Raw genomic sequence first — 16,316 nt, 5'->3', positions numbered from 1 at the left:
TGTTTTCGTTGAGATAAATAGGCCCGCAAATTCGTCGTGCCGGCCTTGTCGCGGGCATCCACGGTCTCAGTGGCGCGGGCAAGATCGTGGATGGCGGAACGCAGGCGAGCGGAAGCTCCTGGCCTCCGGCCATTCCAGCTACGTCCTTGAACCCACACGGGGATATGACCATATTGCTGACCAAGGGGTGCCTTGACGGGCCCTGATGCACCAAAGTCGCTTCGAGAGGACTTTGTAAACTATGTCTCGTGTTCCCACGCTTTCCAGTCCGTTCCTTTTGGGTTTCGACGAGATCGAGCGCGTGCTTGATCGGGTCGTCAAAGGCGCCGACGGCTATCCTCCCTACAATATCGAGAGGTGTGACCGGTCGGACGGCCAGCCCGAGCGTTTGCGAATCACGCTGGCGGTCGCCGGATTCACCCGCGACCAACTCGATGTAACCATTGAGGAAAACCAGCTCGTCATTCGCGGGCGGCAGCAGGACGACAAGTCCCGGCAATACATCCATCGCGGCATCGCCGCGCGCCATTTCCAGCGCACCTTCGTGCTGGCGGAGGGGATGCTGGTGCTGGGTGCGGATCTGAAAAACGGGCTGTTGTCGGTCGATCTTGCCCGGCCTGAACCGGAGAGGATCGTTAAGACAATCGCTATCAATGAGCACGAATAATGGAACGAGTAGCGGACTCGACCGCTTAGTTTCGAGAGAGGAGTCGAGACCATGAGTGAAGGTCATGTTGCGTTCGAATACGAAGCCAAGAACGTCTCTCCCGAGACACTGGCAACCCTCGGCGAAGGCCATATCGCCTATGTGAAGCAGATCCGCTCGGAGGATGTGCCGGGCCTGTTTCCCGAAGCCCCGAAGATCGCGCCGGGCCTCAAGCTTTTCGCGCTCCACGCCGCCGACGGCACGCCGATCATGCTGACCGACAGCCGCGAAGCCGCGATCGCAAACGCCTGGAGCAACGAGCTGCAAGCGGTGAGCGTGCACTGAGCACGCGCGCGTCGCACGAATAGAGTTTCAAGTGGGCATGCCTTCGGACGAAGGCGTGCCCGTTTGTTTTGGACATGCATTTTTCCAGAGCCGAAACCGCTTCAGATTGGCTCGATCGAGCCGTGGGCCCTTCAGCCTCGGCCACTTGCGCTTCACAGCTATTGCTCTCGCGATGACAGCTGCCAAAAACTTAGCCGAAGAGCGTTGTCACCATATTTTTGGGAAGAACCGCCCGGCAAGAGGGGCCGCCTGAGTCAAAACGACTCACGCAACGGCGGTGATAGCGCGCGCTTTTTGAGTGCTGGTGGCCGCACGGAGCGCAGAGGGCCGAACTCTGGGACGCGGCCTGAACGATGTGTCAGAAATTGATGGGGGGATGGGGGGGAAGCTCGCAGCCGACGCCACGAGGTGACCTCTTAGATTTTCGACCTTCGCGCAGTTTTCGGCCGGTTGCGGACCTTTGAGGCCGAGACCTTCTTGCCAGTTGTGGCTCGCTTTTTCCGGGCGGGCCGTCGAGAGTGATGAGCGTCAAAGCCGGTTATCGTTGGTGCTTTGAGGCTGTCGCTGAGGAAGATGACCTCGGGACCTTCAGACTTTTCGCCCGCACTGTAATTCAGCAAATAAGTAATTGGATCGAACGTGGAATAGACAGACCGAATTTCCGGCACGTCGTCATATGAGACCACCCAGTTAACGCGGCGCTTCTTGCGGAGCGCCTCAGCAATTTCCTCGTGGTCTTTCGGTTGATAGAAGTTTTTATAGAGCTTGTGCCCTTTGACGTAATAGGGCGGGTCCAGATAGGTCAGGGCGTTTGGATTGCTCAGAACCTTCTGGAGGAAATCCATCGCGTCTAGGTTCGTGACCTCGATCTGATTTGAGTATCGGGCCAGGGCCTTCAAGTTCTGGATTTGCCGGTCTTTGACCAATCTAACGTCGATCTTCCACTTCCCCTTTTGTTCGAACCCGCCAATCGGACCTGCGCCTTCTATGATGCCCGAGCGATTCGTTCGATTGAGGAAGTAAGCGGAGAAGCCAAGCGCGAGCTTGTTGTCGAGGTCACCGTTTTGCCAGACCTCTTGCTGCTGATACCATTGGTCAATGGTGATAGGCGTCTTGGCGATCAGGCGGCAGAACTTCTCGGTGTCGAACAGGGCCGACATCCAAAACGCGTAAATCGACGGATCTATGTCGTTGATTGAGACCTTATCGACGAAGCCGTTCGTGAGAAGCCGAATCGCTAAGCCGGCACCGCCCGCATACGGTTCGCAATAGTCGCGGCCGAAAAGCTTATTCTCTCTGATTAACTCGACGAAGAATGGGAAAAGCTTCGCCTTCCCGCCCGGATATCGAAGTGGCGAGCCAATCATTACACATACTTCTTTACAAACTGATCGACGGAATCCCGAGCGGCCGCCAGACGCGTCTCGTTTGGGATCACGTTTCCATGCGCCCCAAGGTTCAAATACGCGAGGTGATCCTTCTTGAACTCCGCTAATATTTTCTTATCACCTGAGGGAAGCGTGATGGCATTGCTCGCAATGTGATTGAGAGCGCTCTCCAAGTCGTGCGACTTCCCGAGCTTGTTGCCGCCCTGCTCATCAATGATGTGTTTCAGAATGGATTCGACGATATTGCGTAGCAAGAAGGTCGCGGCGGCGGGGAATTTTTTCGAGTTGATCTCTTTGGCTTCCTTGAGCAGCTGCGTAATCAGCCCGCTATTCATCTTCTTCGGCTGATATCCGAAGAGGGCGCCGGGCTTAGGTGTGGATGTTCCACCGGTCGCTCCTCCACCGGAGCTGCCTCCAGAGGAGCCTCCGCCTGATGATCCCCCTCCCGTGCCGCCTGCGCTTCCGGTCTTCTTTTCGCCGCCCTTCGTTTTTGATGCCTTTGAGCCGGAGCCGGTTTCATCGTAGTCAGAGAACACACTGTCGTATGACGCGGTCGCGCCCAATCCACGCTCGGGATTGATGACAAGCTTCTTGATGAGGTGCTTGAATTTCTTGTCGGCGCCCGAAGCGAACACGACCTTTAGATTGGCAGCATCGTAGGTGATGCCCATCTTGGTCTTGTGGCCGCTGGTCTGCAAGAAGCGAACGGGAGGATTGAAGGCAACGTTCGGTTTGAGGAGAACGTCTTTCTCCTTCGGCGTCCAATTGAGCGATAGCGCCTTCAGATATAGCTGATATTCAAGAATGAGGTCCTTCACCTCTCCTTGCGTGAGTCTGAAAACCTTGGCGATCTTCGCAAGGGATTTATCGGACTTCCACTCATTGTAGATCGCCTGCCTGCTCCCGAGATAGCCCCATTGGGATTTGTCGCCCCTGCCAAAATGAGCGCCTGCCATCACGGGCATCAATGTGGCGCGGTCCGGGGCAAGCGTGCATGCGACGGTCTGGAGGACTTTCTTCAGGGCCTCGGAGACGTGCGGGACAGAATCGGCATAGTCTTTGGGCGGCTTCATAAGGCCGGTGAGGACTTTGTAGGCCGCTATGCGCGTATTGCCCTCGATGACGACATAGCGGGAGCCCTTCTTGATAACGTAAGGCCGCTCTGCCCCTACGTTGTGGCCCTCCGACGCAATCCGCTTGATGAAGGCTTCCAGCTCCTCGTTCTCGTAGAGATAGGCCAGAATAGCCGCCTGCGTGGTCAATGCGGTCTGCGAGACGATACGCGGATTCTTGTCATCCAGATCGATATCTTCGAGCTGAAGGTCAACGAGCTTAAAACCGGCATACATGATGAGCGCCCCCCATCGCTGACGAAACACGATCCCGCCTGCCGAGGCAACTGCCGGTTGCGGGATATTGAAGCGGACACTGATGCTCGTCCACAAGACGAAGGTGCTAGCCGTGCGGCGGCGCCGAGGCAGGAGCTTGCCCAAGTGCGCAACGGGACTGTGTAACAACATCTCGACAGGGTCAAGAAACTGCTATAGAAATCAGTGCCTTGAAGGTCTGCGCAGCCAATCCTTTCCTGGGCACCACCCTTTCCCTAAGCGATTGAAATTGCTGATTTGCAGGGAATTCGAGCCGCTGACCGGTACACAAAACCGGGACACAGCGCTGGTGACGTTTGGAATGGCCTACATCACTTCTCGGGCTGACTCTTCCAGCCATATCTTTCGAGTCAGAACGCCCGCCGATGTCCTGGCGCGCGGCGCGATGAACCGGCGCGTCCTGATCCAGTTTCCAGAGTTCATGTTCAGCCGGCCCTTCATCGCGACCACGACGATCGACGCAGAGATCAAATTCTCTCTGCGTACCCGCGACGATGATGTGGCGCGGTTCTGGAGGAGCGTGGCGCTAGCGGAGTTGAACAAGGTGTTCGCGACAATCCGCGCCGGGCCGCAACCGCTCACGCACAAGCAGCTGCTTGGTCTGTCGCGTGCCATCCATGAGCTCTACGTCGAGGCATTCCAGGATGATGATCATGGCTCGAACGACGTTTGGATAGCTCACTAGGCCTTCAATCGCGTGGTGCGGAGGGGGCGAATAAGGGACGTCGAGCCGATCGTTCCGGGTCAGACCGCTGTCGCCCGCATGCTGGGTGAGTTATGACTTTCCTGATAGGCGTCTGGCGAAATCGTGACTTCCGCCCTGCCGGGATCAAGGATTACGAGTTCAAACTCGTTGAGCCAACCGTCCAGACCTAGCCCCGATTTTTGCGGCCCGACGCTGAGACTGTAACCAAATCCGCAGGGCCGCCGAACTAATGAGACAGGGCATGACGCCCCTGGAAATTGAACTTAAGGCCCTGATGCTTGCGAGCCTGAAAGGTGATGCGGCGTCACACCGCTCGCTGCTCGACCAGTTGAGCCGCCGCCTGCGCGGCTATTACAAGGCTAAGCTCGCAGCGATCGGCAGGGATACATCGGAGGCTGAAGATCTGGTTCAGGAAGCAGTGTTGGCGGTCCACATCAAACGGCATACCTATGATCCGCGGGAGCCGTTGACGCCTTGGGTGCACGCCATCGCGCGCTACAAACTGATCGATTTTCTGCGTCGGAACCGTGGGTCGCTTGCCGACGTGCCGATCGATGCGGCCGACGAGGTCATGGCGGATGATGACCATGCCGGTACAGAAAGCACGTATGACGTAAGGCGGCTGATCGAGCGGCTGCCCGAAGGCATGCAATGCGCGATCAAGGCTGTGAAACTCGACGGATTAAACGTAGCGGAAGCCGCGAGGAGATGTGGGCTCTCCGAGTCGGGCGTAAAAGTAAACATCCACCGTGGGCTCAAAACGCTGGCCGCATTAATTGCGCGGGAAACCCGAACATGAAAACGGATGATCTGGTCGCGCTCCTGAGTACAAACGTCGAGCCGGTCGACCGCAACGCGGTCGTTCGCACGCTGTCCATCGCAATCGCCGCAGGGACAACCGTGGCGCTTGGCATCGCCTTTGCCGGCTTGGGCTTCCGCGCCGACTTGGCGACGACCCGCGCGCTGGCTTTTCTCGCCATAAAGCTCGCATTCGCAATCGGGGTCGTCGGTCTCGCGCTGGTTTACTTGACGAGGCTGGCCCGCCCCGGCGGGGAACAAAAAATTTCGCCCTTCCTCGTCGCGGTGCCGTTTCTCGTCATTGTGGCTCTTGCCGCCGTCAGCCTAGGGGCGGCGCCCCGCGCGCATTGGGACCGGATGATCGTGGGGGATGAATGGCTGGAATGCCTCCTCTCCATTCCGGTCATTGCGATCGTCCCCTTTGCCGTTTCAATTTGGGCCGTGCGCAAAGGTGCGCCCACAAATCTTCGACGCGCCGGCGCGTTCGCGGGGCTCATAGCGGGAGGTGCAAGCGCAATAGCTTATGCGCTTCACTGCACGGAAGATTCGCTGCCATTTATTGCCGTCTGGTACGGCGGAACGATTGTGCTGTGCACACTGGCAGGCGCGGCGTTGGGACCACGGCTGTTGCGCTGGTGAGTAACCGATCAAGTGGTTTCACGTCGGCGTGAGCGTGTAACCGGCTGACATTTGACTCCGAACTCATGACCAGAAGCGCACATCACGGTGCTTCCAACATCATGGAGCCGGAACATGTCGACCAAGCACCTTCTCACGATTTGTCTCTTGTTGCCGCTCTTGGCGATCTCCGCGACGGCGCAGGCGGGCTCGACCATCACCGATAAGAGCTATTGGCCGAACGAAGCCAAACGGAGCGCGCCGATCAGGGCGGGATCGCAGACCGACCTCAACGCCGCGTTCGCCTACGATCGCGCCGCGTCACGTTGGGCACCCGCCATCGGCGGCGTTGCCAACCCGGCGTTCCAGTATCACGGCGGTCCGAAGGGGCGTTGACGTCGTCCACGCAGAGCTTGCCAACATCGCAGCGCAACCACGGCTGCTGGCCAAGTGCTAGGGAGTTGTGGGTCGTGATCGACGCTCCGCAAACCCCTCGCCTTTGGTTCTCGCTGCAATAGGAAAGGGCATTTTATGACTTTGGATCACCACATCACTACTAGCGCTGCGAATTCACTGAGCGTCACTCTGGGCAACCATGTCGCCCGCTATCGGATGCCGCTGTATCTGGTTTTCGCAGCGGCGGCGTCTCTGAGTGTCGCCTGGAACTGGAATTGGCTGACCGGCGCCGAAACATTTCGCATCATGGCGTCGCTGCCGTGCGCATTCATGATGCTGATGTGCATGAAGCGCGCCGCTTGCAGGTAGAGCCGCGTTGCCCCGCAAGATGTTCGAGGTGAGCCTATGATGGACAATATGATGCCTGGGATGATGTGGGGTATGGGCCTCGTCTGGTTGCTGGTCGTGATCGTCTTAATCCTGGCGGCCGCGGCGCTGATTAAGTACCTTCGCACGAGAAGCAAGGACGATCGGCAATGAACAAACTCATTGTCATTGGGCTTTCGACGATTGCATTTGCATCGCCCTCGTTTGCCCAGCACGACAACGTCGCGCGAGGCCAACGGAGTTTCCGCATGTGCGCCCCTTGCCATTCGCTTGAACCCGACCGAAACATGACGGGGCCGAGCCTTGCCGGTCTGTGGGGACGCAAGGCCGGATCGCTACCGAGCTTCGAGCGCTATTCCGATGTGCTCAAATCGTCCGGCATCATCTGGGACGATCGCTCGCTGGACGGCTGGTTGACCGATCCCGACCGCATGGTGCCGGGCAACGAAATGCCGTTCAACGGCATCAAGAACCCCCAGGACCGTGCAGACCTGCTCGCCTTCCTGAAAGAGGCGACCAAGCCAGGCGCCGCACCGCAGGTGACCGCTCAAGGGCAAATGGGAGGCATGGGCGGGATGATGGGCGGCGGTCCCGATCCCAATTTGAAAAATATGGAAGCGAACATGCAGGTGAAGGCGATCACCTATTGTCGCGATACCTACCGAGTGACCACTGCCGATGGCAAGACCCGCGCCTTTTGGGAACGCAACCTGCGCTTGAAAACTGATTCTGGCAAAGACGGCCCGCAAAGTGGCGCGCCGGCGTTGGTTCCCGCGGGCATGATGGGCGACCGGGCGGACGTGATTTTTGCCGCACCCGATGAGATCAGCAACACGATCAAAGCCGGATGCTAAAGCCGATTGCGGCACGCAAGTCCCGGTCAAGGCGCAGGTTCGGGAAGCTGGCGTCCAGGTGCTTGACGGATCGAAATGACTCACCTTGTCTTTCGGTACGCAAGAGCGGTACACAATCGTCCACCGAGCGGTTCAAAATCCCAGCAAAATGGGGCTTTTTCGGCGGGGGCGATCCAATCCTTTCCTGGGCGCGGCGACGGTGAGGATCAGTTGCGGTCCGCTTGCGCCGCCAGTTTGGCTTCGAGCCGATCGAACACGCCAGAACCCGGCTTGAGCCGGCCTGCATCGGTATTTTCAAGAAAACAGCTGGTTGGGGACCTCGGAAACCTGCCGCCGCGCCGAATTTCGTCCGCTGGTACCCCCGATTGCGCCATCCGAATTTACTCCACTTTAGACAACTTGGCCTAAGTCAGCGGTCAGGCTCGCAACCGGCGGTCGGCGAGCACGCAGAGCCGTCGGGCTCGCTTTGTCGTGAGGGAAGCGGTGGATCAGCACCAGGTCTGGCGCGCGTCGGCATTCGACAAGGTTGCGAACGCGATCAGCCCGTTTTTTCTGAGATCGGGAATTTATCTATTCCTGATCTCGTTCATTTGCCTGTTCTACGTCTTGAACGCGCCGCTTCTGCTCGGTCACTACGATCTGGGCTGGCATCTGGCGGCCGGAGATCTGATCCGGGACAGCAACGCTATCCCGCCCCAGGACACCTGGTCGTTCACCCACGGCGACAAGCCGTGGTTCAATCTGTCCTGGCTCTGGGACGCGCTTGCCAGTGCGACGTTTCAATACGCGGGCTTTGGCGGCCTCGTCGTGCTGACGGTGGCCTGTGGCGCGGCGATCGTCGGCACCCTGACTGCGATCTCTCTTGGCTACGGCGCATCGGCGATCGCGGTTTGCGTCTCGGTCTTCTTTGCCTGCCTGCTCTATCCCGCCTACGAAGCTTCGCCGAACATGTATCTCGCGGTCTCGCCGAATACATGCACGATGTTGTTCTGCGTCGTGTTCTACCGCGAGTGCCTGAGACGAACGCGATGGTTCGTGCTTCCCGTGTTGATGGCGCTCTGGGCCAATCTGCACGGCGGCTTTCTGCTCGGCTTCTTCGTGATCGGCGTTTTCTTCGGCGCCGCCTTGCTCAGAGCGGCCTGGGCCGAGCTCAGGATCGTTGCGCTCACCGGAATCGGGTGTCTTGCCGCGACATTCGTCAACCCGCTCGGCTGGAATATCTATGCCGGTGCTGCCGCGACGATGGGGCACTTCGTCCAGGGCAATATCGGCGAATGGCTGTCCTACTATCACAACATGGAAATGCCCGGCAGCATTCCCGGCATCCTGTACATGCTGGCCTTCGTTGCGCTCGAACTGCGCTACAGAAACTCCAGGCCGATCCCGCTCGAACCGAGATTGATGTCATGGCTGTTCCTGATTCTGGGGCTGTATCAGTTCAGGTACATCGCCTTCTTCTTCATCTTCTCGACCGCGCCGATGGCGCTTCACCTCAGCCGCTTGCTGCCGGAACGTCTCACGGGTCTCGATCTGCGTGGACCGTTGCTTGCCGCCGGCATCGTCGGTCTGTGCACCCTGCCGATGGTCTACTTACGCGTTGCGCCGGCGCTCGCACTTCCGCAGATGCTGTCGACCGAAGATGCCGGCTATCTGCAAAAATACCTCGCAGGTCAGCGGGTGCTGAACAATTGGAACGTCGGCGGTTACCTGATTTTCGCGACGCACGGAACTGTCCCCCTGTTCGTCGACGGCCGCGCCGCAACGGCCTATCCGGATGATCTGCTGCGCGACTATTTCAAGCTGGTGAGCTGGGAGATCGACGAAGCCGCGTGGGACATGGTGCTCGACAAATACCGGATCGACGCCGTGCTATGGGTCAAGGCGCACGACCAGCTGCGGCACTTTCTCGTGGAGCGCCGAGGCTGGCGCGAGCAATACACCGGCGCCTACGAGACCGTTTACGTCCGGCCTTGATCCGGTTTTGCCGGCGATGCCAAAAGACAATGACAAACGATAATGACGAGCAGCGCCGCAGCTCTGTATGCCCAGCTGCGCCTGATGCTTGCGCCGACGGCTGCCAGCGGATACATCGCGGCCGGCCCTCGCCAGCGTCTGTCGCGGGTATTAGCCTGCGAAAGCGCACCGATTCGATTGAGGTTTGAAACGCCATGACCGTACGCCTGCACCGCGGCGACCTGCCCGATCTGTCCCGCTACACCGGAGCGGTGGCGATCGACACCGAGACCATGGGCTTGAACCCGCACCGCGACCGGCTCTGCGTGGTGCAGCTCTCGCCCGGCGACGGCAGCGCAGACGTGGTGCAGATACCCAAGGGGCATACCGACGCGCCGAACCTGAAGGCCCTGCTGGCCAATCCCGCGATCACGAAGATCTTCCACTTTGCGCGGTTCGACGTCGCGGTGCTCTACCAGGCGTTTGGCGTCATGACCGGGCCGATTTACTGCACCAAGATCGCCTCCCGCCTGATCCGCACCTATACCGACCGCCATGGCCTCAAGGACCTCGTGCGCGAGGTGCTCAATGTCGATCTCTCCAAGCAGCAGCAATCGAGCGATTGGGGTTCCGACAGCCTGACCGAGCCGCAGCTCGCCTACGCCGCCTCCGACGTGCTCCATCTGCACGGCTTGCGCGAGCGGCTCGATGCCATGCTGGCGCGGGAAGGCCGCACCGCGCTGGCAAAAGCCTGTTTCGACTTCCTGCCGACCCGCGCTCTGCTCGACCTCCAGGGCTGGGCCGAAGAGGACATTTTCGCGCATTCCTAGAGCTTCGCGTGGCGGCTGGGTTGGGCGGTCGCCCCGTTTCGGTCACTTTCCTGACGGCCTGTCGCCGGCTGCATATTTTGGCGTTGCCGGCTACAATGGGGCGCCCGTCAACCGGACAAGGCGAGCGATACCTCAGGAGCCCAGGTGAATTCGGCCCATAATCCCACCTATGACGCCGCGCTTGCGGCGAAGTTCGCCGGCGCGGCTCGCCACAGCCGCCTGGTGCGGATTCTGCGCATCGCGGTGCCGACGACGGTGGCCGTGGCCATGGCTGTGATCGTGGCCGTGTCAACCTTCCTCAATCCCTTCAAGATCCCGGTGAAGCTCGACTCCGGAAACCTCGTGGTGACAGGCACCAAGATCACGATGGAATCGCCGCATATGTCCGGCTTCACCCCGGACCAGCGGCCCTACGAGCTCTGGGCCAAGACCGCGACACAGGACATCACCGATCCCGACCATGTCGATCTCCATGATTTGCGCGCGAAAGTGTTGATGGAAGACCAATCGACCCTGTTCCTCGATGCCCGCACCGGACGGTTCGACAACAAGCAGCAGCAGCTCGACCTGCACAAGGACATCTTCCTGCGCACCTCGACCGGCTACGAGGCGCGGCTGAACTCGGCCTTCGTCGATATGGGCAAGGGCACGGTCTCGTCGGATGAGCATGTCGACGTCAAGCTGACCAACGGCACGCTGACCGCCGATCGGCTGCGGATCACGGACGGCGGCGATGTCATCCGCTTCGAGGGCAATGTGGTGATGCATCTCGACAAGCTGGACGATCCTGCCGCCGCTCAGCCTGTGCCCCCCGAGCCTGCGCCGCCAGCGAAGACACGCACGCCGCAGAACAAGTCTGCCAATTCAAAGTGATTTTCATGATCAGGTTTTTTCCGCGCAACAAAGACAAGCGGCGCGTCATCCCTGGTGCGGCCGCGCTCGCCGTCGGCGTCGCACTGCTCGCAACGGGTGCGGCAATCGCGCAGAGCACGATGCAAGGCGTGCCCAACGCGATGCAGGGCTTCTCGCAGAATCGCGATCAACCGATCCAGATCGAAGCTGCCTCGCTCGAGATGCGCGACAAGAAGAAGGAGGCGACCTTCTCCGGCAATGTGAAGGTCATCCAGGGCGACACCACCATGACCTCGAAGACGCTGGTGGTGTTTTACGATTCGGGCGGCGACAAGCCGGCCACACCGCAGCCTGCGGCGAAGGCGACAAAGGGCGCTCCGATGCAGTCGGCGACGCCGGGGCCGGGCGGCAGCTCCTCGATCAAGCGGCTGGAGGCGCGCGGCAATGTCGTCGTCACCCAGAAGGACCAGGTGGTGACAGGCGAGACCGCCGTGTTCGACACCAGGACCAATCAGATCACCATGCTCGGCGGCGTCGTCTTGACGCAGTGCAAGAACGTGCTGCGCGGCGACCGGCTGGCGGTCGACATGACCACCGGCGTGTCGCGTGTGGAATCCGACACCGGCCGGGTGCAGGCGCTGCTGCCACAAGGCGGCGGCAATGATTGCGGATCCGGAGGATCGGGCAAGCCCGGCGCGGGGCCTTTGCAACTGCCTGGCGCCAGTAAACCGAAGTAAAATTTGAAGAATGATTTCAAGCACTTGGGCCGAGCGCTGCTGATCCGAGGTTGAAGCTTGCCCGGCGAGACTGTATCTGGTGCGAAGGGCTTTCGAAGCGGGGTTCGCCGCTTATCGGGGGTGTTTCACCGGGCAGTTCCGCGCAGGATCGTCGCGAAAGGCTAGAAGGCGGGGATGGTCGATCTCTTCAGCATGTTCCGTCGGCGCCCCGCCAAGCGCGGCCGGCCAGGATTTGCGCGCCAGGACATCACCGCGCTCGGTGACAGTGTCGGCGGTCTCGTGGCCAGCCCGGTACGGGATGCGCCGCCGATTGCGCGTGACCAGCCGATGCATGCGCCAGACCAGTTCCAGGCTGACTTCCAGGCCACCTATCAAGCCGAGCCGCGCGCGCAGGCGGTTCATCCCGTCAGGGCCGCTGCCGCCAAGCCCAATGGTTCCGGCGGGCCTCAGCTGTTGAAGCGCCCGGGCTTCCTGGCTGTGCATAGCGTGGAAAAGAGTTTTGGCAGCCGCCAGGTTGTGCGCGGCGTCAGCATCTATGTGCGCCGCGGCGAAGCGGTCGGCCTGCTCGGTCCGAACGGCGCCGGCAAGACCACCGTGTTCTACATGATCACCGGCCTGATCAAGGCCGACCGCGGCGCGATCGAACTCGACGGCCACGACGTCACCAAGCTGCCGATGTATCAGCGTGCGCGACTGGGCATCGGCTATCTGCCGCAGGAAGCCTCGATCTTCCGTGGCCTCACCGTCGAGCAGAACATCCGCGCCGTGCTTGAAGTGGTCGAGCCCTCGCGCAAGAAGCGCGAGCAGCAGCTCGACTCGCTGCTCGACGAATTCAACATCACGCGCCTGCGTAAATCGCCGTCGATCGCGCTGTCCGGCGGTGAGCGGCGCCGCGTCGAGATCGCACGTGCGCTGGCGACGCGTCCGAACTACATGCTGCTCGACGAGCCTTTTGCCGGCATCGATCCGATCGCGGTCGGCGACATCCAGGACCTCGTTCGCCATCTCACCAACCGCGGCATCGGCGTGCTGATCACCGATCACAATGTGCGCGAGACGCTCGGCCTCACCGATCGCGCCTACATCGTCTATGCCGGTGAAATCCTGACCGAGGGGAGCCCGGATGAGATCGTCGCCGATCCGGACGTACGCCGTCTTTACCTTGGCGAGGAGTTCCGCCTCTAGCCCGTTTTTCCATTTCGTCAAGACGTGTACATCGGGCTCGGACTAGGATAAGCAAAAATCGGACCAACTTTTGGGATCGGTTCTTGCTTCATGGCGCTTACGCAGAGATTAGAGTTCCGGCAATCGCAGTCGCTGGTCATGACGCCGCAATTGATGCAGGCGATCAAGCTGCTGCAATTGTCCAATCTCGATCTCACGACGTTCGTGGAAGAGGAACTCGAGCGTAATCCGCTGCTGGAGCGGGCCAATGACGAGCCCCCGGCCGGCGAAGCCCCGGCCGAGACCGGCCAGTTCAACGATAGCGACGGCGGCCACAATGACGAGCCCGGCGGCGGTCCGGGCGAGGCGTTCGAGCCCGGCCAGGAAGAATGGCTGAGCAAGGATCTCGGCACCCGCGCCGAGATCGAGCAGACCATGGACACCGGCCTCGACAACGTCTTCTCCGAGGAACCGGCCGAGGCTGCCGCCCGCAACGCCCAGGATGCGGCGCCGACCACCTATACGGAATGGGGCGGCGGTGCCTCCGGTGACGAGGCCTACAATCTCGAAGCCTTCGTCGCCGCGGAGACCACGCTCGGCGACCACCTCGCCGAGCAGCTATCGGTTGCTTTCACCGGGGCCGCGCAGCGCATGATCGGCCAGTACCTGATCGACCTCGTCGACGAGGCCGGCTATCTGCCACCGGATCTCGGCCAGGCCGCCGAACGGCTTGGCGCATCGCAGCAGGACGTCGAGAACGTTCTTGCCGTGCTGCAAAAATTCGATCCGCCCGGCGTCTGCGCGCGCAATTTGAGCGAATGCCTGGCGATCCAGCTCCGCGAGCTCGACCGCTACGATCCCGCGATGCAGGCCCTGGTCGAGCATCTCGATCTCCTCGCCAAGCGCGACGTCGGAGCCTTGCGCAAGCTCTGCGGCGTCGACGACGAGGACATCGCCGACATGATCGGCGAGATTCGCCGGCTCAATCCCAAGCCCGGCATGAAGTTCGGCTCGGCCCGGCTCCAGACCATGGTGCCTGACGTCTATGTCCGCCCCGGTCCCGACGGCGGCTGGCATGTTGAGCTCAACAGCGACACCTTGCCGCGCGTGCTGGTCAACCAGACCTACTATTCGCAGCTCTCGAAGAAGATCGGCAAGGACGGCGACAAGTCCTATTTCACCGACGCGCTCCAGAATGCGACCTGGCTGGTGCGCGCGCTCGACCAGCGCGCCCGCACCATCCTGAAGGTCGCGACCGAGATCGTGCGCCAGCAGGACGGCTTCTTCACCCATGGCGTGGCGCACCTGCGGCCGCTGAATCTGAAGGCCGTCGCCGACGCCATCCAGATGCATGAATCGACGGTGTCGCGCGTCACCGCCAACAAATACATGGCGACCAATCGCGGCACGTTCGAGCTGAAATATTTCTTCACGGCCTCGATCGCTTCGGCTGACGGCGGCGAGGCGCATTCGGCCGAAGCCGTGCGTCACCACATCAAGCAGCTGATCGATTCGGAGGCGCCGTCCGCGATCCTGTCCGACGATACTATCGTGGAACGCTTGCGCGGCTCGGGCATTGATATTGCCCGCCGCACGGTCGCGAAGTACCGCGAAGCCATGCGCATTCCTTCCTCGGTGCAACGCCGCCGCGACAAGCAGAGCGCTCTTGGTAACGTCCTCTCCACCGCAATGTCCGATCGCTCCCGCAGCACCGTGCCGGCCTGATTGCGCTGGCGCGAAATCGCGCTACTCTCATCCCCCCTTCGCGGCCGATCCAAGCTAGGCACCCAAACCAAGCGAGGTATCACATGACTCTCAGAATCTCGGGAAAGAGCGTCAGCGTTGGCGAGGCCCTGCGCGGCCGCGTTTCCGACCGGACTGAAGAGGTCCTGCGTAAATATTTCGACGGCAACTATTCCGGGCACATTACGCTCAGCAAGGACGGCTTCGGCTTCCGCACCGACTGCGCGCTGCACCTCGATTCCGGAATTACGCTTGAGGCCGATTCGAACGCGCCCGATGCCTATGCAAGCGCCGACCTGGCGCTCCTGATGATCGAGAAGCGCCTCAAGCGCTACAAGAGCCGGCTCAAGGATCGCTCGGCCCGCAAGGCCCATGTCGCCTCCGCCGCTCTCGCCGCCATGGATGCCACGAGCTATGTGCTGGAAGCGCCGGGCGAGGGTGAGGACGACGACGAGGTCACCGGCTACAGCCCCGTGATCATCGCCGAGGCCACCACCTCCCTGAAGCAGCTTTCGGTGAGCGAGGCCGTCATGGAGCTCGACCTCAGCGGTGCGCCCTGCCTGGTTTTCCAGCACGGCTCCAGCGGCCGGGTGAATATCATTTACCGCCGGGCCGACGGCAATGTGGGCTGGATCGACCCGCCGGGGGCCAAATCAGGTGGTTAGGGCCGGAACCGGGGCCCGTACCATCCGCAGCCTTAACAATGACGGGGGCAAAGCCGCACGCAGCAGTTGGCACCGGGATTGCGTTGGAGTAGAAGCGCCCCACATCAGGACCGGGCTAAGTTCCCCTCCTGCTTCACCTTCTTGACGCCGGCCCGGCGTGGTTCTCACCAAGCTGGCCAATTCGGAACCTGACGGTTTAATTCACCTCGGAAACCTTCCATGCCGATTACCGATCTGGTCGCGCCCGAGGCGATTCTCCCGGCATTGAAGGTCAACAGCAAGAAGCAGGCGCTCCAGGAACTCGCCGCCAGGGCGGCCGAGCTGACCGGCCAGAACGAGCGCTCCGTGTTCGAGGTGCTGCTGCAGCGTGAGAAGCTCGGCACCACCGCGGTCGGCTACGGCGTCGCCATTCCCCACGGCAAGCTGCCCAAGCTGGAAAAGATCTTCGGCCTGTTCGCCCGTCTCGATCGTCCGATCGATTTCGAATCGATGGACGGCCAGCCGGTCGATCTCGTCTTCCTGCTGCTCGCCCCCGAAGGCGCCGGCGCCGATCATTTGAAGGCGCTCGCCCGCATCGCCCGTCTCCTCCGCGACCAGGACATCGCCAAAAAGCTCCGCGCCTCCCGCGACGCCCAGGCGATCTATTCGGTGCTGGCGCTACCGCCCGCGACTGCGGCGTAAGAAGCCGGGTCTCCAACAGTTCAGATGAATGCCCGATCTGGCCTTGCTTCACGCAAGTGCCAGCAAAGCCTGATGTGCAGGCGAGCCATTTGATGCTGAGATTTCGAAAATGGTGCCCAGGAAATGGTACCCAGGAAAGGACTGGCCGGCCTGATCCGTAAGATA

Annotated in this window: 19 protein-coding genes; 17 read left to right on the top strand and 2 right to left on the bottom strand. The window is 60.9% G+C overall.

Annotated features, from left to right (window positions below; translation table 11 throughout):
• Positions 1–241: 241 nt before the first annotated feature.
• A complete protein-coding gene (locus IVB27_RS09585; protein ID WP_018645065.1) occupies positions 242–667 on the top strand; it encodes an Hsp20 family protein in 426 nt (141 codons plus the stop codon).
• A 51-nt stretch (positions 668–718) separates the two neighbouring features.
• A complete protein-coding gene (locus IVB27_RS09580) occupies positions 719–991 on the top strand; it encodes a BQ00720 family protein (protein ID WP_007598581.1) in 273 nt (90 codons plus the stop codon).
• Positions 992–1,407: 416 nt separating this feature from the next.
• Here the strand turns inward: IVB27_RS09580 and IVB27_RS09575 are convergent, their stop codons facing one another.
• On the bottom strand, positions 1,408–2,358 hold the full coding sequence (locus IVB27_RS09575) for a DNA adenine methylase (protein ID WP_247443146.1): 951 nt from the start codon (positions 2,356–2,358) through the stop codon (positions 1,408–1,410).
• Positions 2,358–3,872 carry a hypothetical protein gene (locus IVB27_RS09570; protein WP_247443144.1) on the bottom strand — a complete coding sequence of 505 codons (1,515 nt, stop codon included), beginning with the start codon at positions 3,870–3,872 and terminating at the stop codon, positions 2,358–2,360. Before IVB27_RS09570 ends, IVB27_RS09575 begins: the two co-directional genes overlap by 1 nt.
• Positions 3,873–4,068: 196 nt before the next feature.
• Here IVB27_RS09570 and IVB27_RS09565 point away from each other — a divergent pair, with 196 nt between their 5' ends.
• From IVB27_RS09565 to ptsN, 15 genes are all read left to right on the top strand, one after another.
• Positions 4,069–4,452 carry a DUF6538 domain-containing protein gene (locus tag IVB27_RS09565; RefSeq protein WP_247443143.1) on the top strand — a complete coding sequence of 128 codons (384 nt, stop codon included), beginning with the start codon at positions 4,069–4,071 and terminating at the stop codon, positions 4,450–4,452.
• 262 nt (positions 4,453–4,714) lie between these two features.
• A complete protein-coding gene (locus tag IVB27_RS09560) occupies positions 4,715–5,272 on the top strand; it encodes a sigma-70 family RNA polymerase sigma factor (protein WP_247443141.1) in 558 nt (185 codons plus the stop codon).
• Entirely contained in the window at positions 5,269–5,910 is a 642-nt protein-coding gene (locus tag IVB27_RS09555) for a DUF1109 domain-containing protein (protein WP_247352739.1), read from the top strand. Before IVB27_RS09560 ends, IVB27_RS09555 begins: the two co-directional genes overlap by 4 nt.
• A gap of 114 nt (positions 5,911–6,024) precedes the next feature.
• Positions 6,025–6,285 carry a hypothetical protein gene (locus IVB27_RS09550; RefSeq protein ID WP_247443140.1) on the top strand — a complete coding sequence of 87 codons (261 nt, stop codon included), beginning with the start codon at positions 6,025–6,027 and terminating at the stop codon, positions 6,283–6,285.
• 135 nt (positions 6,286–6,420) lie between these two features.
• Positions 6,421–6,654: a hypothetical protein gene (locus IVB27_RS09545; RefSeq protein WP_247443139.1), complete on the top strand. Its 234-nt coding sequence runs from the start codon at positions 6,421–6,423 to the stop codon at positions 6,652–6,654.
• A 36-nt stretch (positions 6,655–6,690) separates the two neighbouring features.
• Positions 6,691–6,825: a hypothetical protein gene (locus tag IVB27_RS42965; protein ID WP_256468295.1), complete on the top strand. Its 135-nt coding sequence runs from the start codon at positions 6,691–6,693 to the stop codon at positions 6,823–6,825.
• Positions 6,822–7,526 carry a c-type cytochrome gene (locus IVB27_RS09540; RefSeq protein ID WP_247443138.1) on the top strand — a complete coding sequence of 235 codons (705 nt, stop codon included), beginning with the start codon at positions 6,822–6,824 and terminating at the stop codon, positions 7,524–7,526. Before IVB27_RS42965 ends, IVB27_RS09540 begins: the two co-directional genes overlap by 4 nt.
• A 483-nt stretch (positions 7,527–8,009) precedes the next feature.
• Positions 8,010–9,500, top strand: a complete 1,491-nt coding sequence (locus IVB27_RS09535) for a hypothetical protein (protein WP_247352747.1) — start codon at positions 8,010–8,012, stop codon at positions 9,498–9,500.
• 194 nt (positions 9,501–9,694) lie between these two features.
• Positions 9,695–10,309 (top strand): ribonuclease D, encoded by a 615-nt coding sequence (locus IVB27_RS09530; protein ID WP_247443137.1) that lies wholly within the window; start codon positions 9,695–9,697, stop codon positions 10,307–10,309.
• Between the two features lie 144 nt (positions 10,310–10,453).
• Positions 10,454–11,182, top strand: a complete 729-nt coding sequence (gene lptC, locus IVB27_RS09525; RefSeq protein WP_247352750.1) for an LPS export ABC transporter periplasmic protein LptC — start codon at positions 10,454–10,456, stop codon at positions 11,180–11,182.
• Positions 11,183–11,187: 5 nt separating this feature from the next.
• Positions 11,188–11,898 (top strand): LptA/OstA family protein, encoded by a 711-nt coding sequence (locus IVB27_RS09520; protein ID WP_247352752.1) that lies wholly within the window; start codon positions 11,188–11,190, stop codon positions 11,896–11,898.
• Between the two features lie 174 nt (positions 11,899–12,072).
• Entirely contained in the window at positions 12,073–13,083 is a 1,011-nt protein-coding gene (gene lptB, locus IVB27_RS09515) for an LPS export ABC transporter ATP-binding protein (protein WP_247352754.1), read from the top strand.
• A gap of 90 nt (positions 13,084–13,173) precedes the next feature.
• Complete coding sequence (rpoN, locus tag IVB27_RS09510) at positions 13,174–14,787, top strand: RNA polymerase factor sigma-54 (RefSeq protein ID WP_247443133.1); 1,614 nt, start codon at positions 13,174–13,176, stop codon at positions 14,785–14,787.
• A gap of 83 nt (positions 14,788–14,870) precedes the next feature.
• On the top strand, positions 14,871–15,470 hold the full coding sequence (gene hpf / locus IVB27_RS09505; protein ID WP_247443132.1) for a ribosome hibernation-promoting factor, HPF/YfiA family: 600 nt from the start codon (positions 14,871–14,873) through the stop codon (positions 15,468–15,470).
• Positions 15,471–15,689: 219 nt separating this feature from the next.
• A complete protein-coding gene (ptsN, locus tag IVB27_RS09500) occupies positions 15,690–16,151 on the top strand; it encodes a PTS IIA-like nitrogen regulatory protein PtsN (RefSeq protein ID WP_007598573.1) in 462 nt (153 codons plus the stop codon).
• Positions 16,152–16,316: the final 165 nt, after the last annotated feature.

The organism is Bradyrhizobium sp. 197 (assembly GCF_023073375.1).
Classification (GTDB): Bacteria; Pseudomonadota; Alphaproteobacteria; order Rhizobiales; family Xanthobacteraceae; genus Bradyrhizobium.
This window is presented reverse-complemented; position numbering and strand designations above follow the sequence as displayed.

Coding starts and splice junctions, on each gene's coding strand:
- IVB27_RS09585 (WP_018645065.1), top strand. CDS start 242: ATGTCTCGTGTTCCCACGCTTTCCAGTCCGTTCCTTTTGGGTTTCGAC.
- IVB27_RS09580 (WP_007598581.1), top strand. CDS start 719: ATGAGTGAAGGTCATGTTGCGTTCGAATACGAAGCCAAGAACGTCTCT.
- IVB27_RS09575 (WP_247443146.1), bottom strand. CDS start 2,358: ATGATTGGCTCGCCACTTCGATATCCGGGCGGGAAGGCGAAGCTTTTC.
- IVB27_RS09565 (WP_247443143.1), top strand. CDS start 4,069: ATGGCCTACATCACTTCTCGGGCTGACTCTTCCAGCCATATCTTTCGA.
- IVB27_RS09560 (WP_247443141.1), top strand. CDS start 4,715: ATGACGCCCCTGGAAATTGAACTTAAGGCCCTGATGCTTGCGAGCCTG.
- IVB27_RS09555 (WP_247352739.1), top strand. CDS start 5,269: ATGAAAACGGATGATCTGGTCGCGCTCCTGAGTACAAACGTCGAGCCG.
- IVB27_RS09550 (WP_247443140.1), top strand. CDS start 6,025: ATGTCGACCAAGCACCTTCTCACGATTTGTCTCTTGTTGCCGCTCTTG.
- IVB27_RS09545 (WP_247443139.1), top strand. CDS start 6,421: ATGACTTTGGATCACCACATCACTACTAGCGCTGCGAATTCACTGAGC.
- IVB27_RS42965 (WP_256468295.1), top strand. CDS start 6,691: ATGATGGACAATATGATGCCTGGGATGATGTGGGGTATGGGCCTCGTC.
- IVB27_RS09540 (WP_247443138.1), top strand. CDS start 6,822: ATGAACAAACTCATTGTCATTGGGCTTTCGACGATTGCATTTGCATCG.
- IVB27_RS09530 (WP_247443137.1), top strand. CDS start 9,695: ATGACCGTACGCCTGCACCGCGGCGACCTGCCCGATCTGTCCCGCTAC.
- IVB27_RS09520 (WP_247352752.1), top strand. CDS start 11,188: ATGATCAGGTTTTTTCCGCGCAACAAAGACAAGCGGCGCGTCATCCCT.
- lptB (WP_247352754.1), top strand. CDS start 12,073: ATGGTCGATCTCTTCAGCATGTTCCGTCGGCGCCCCGCCAAGCGCGGC.
- rpoN (WP_247443133.1), top strand. CDS start 13,174: ATGGCGCTTACGCAGAGATTAGAGTTCCGGCAATCGCAGTCGCTGGTC.
- hpf (WP_247443132.1), top strand. CDS start 14,871: ATGACTCTCAGAATCTCGGGAAAGAGCGTCAGCGTTGGCGAGGCCCTG.
- ptsN (WP_007598573.1), top strand. CDS start 15,690: ATGCCGATTACCGATCTGGTCGCGCCCGAGGCGATTCTCCCGGCATTG.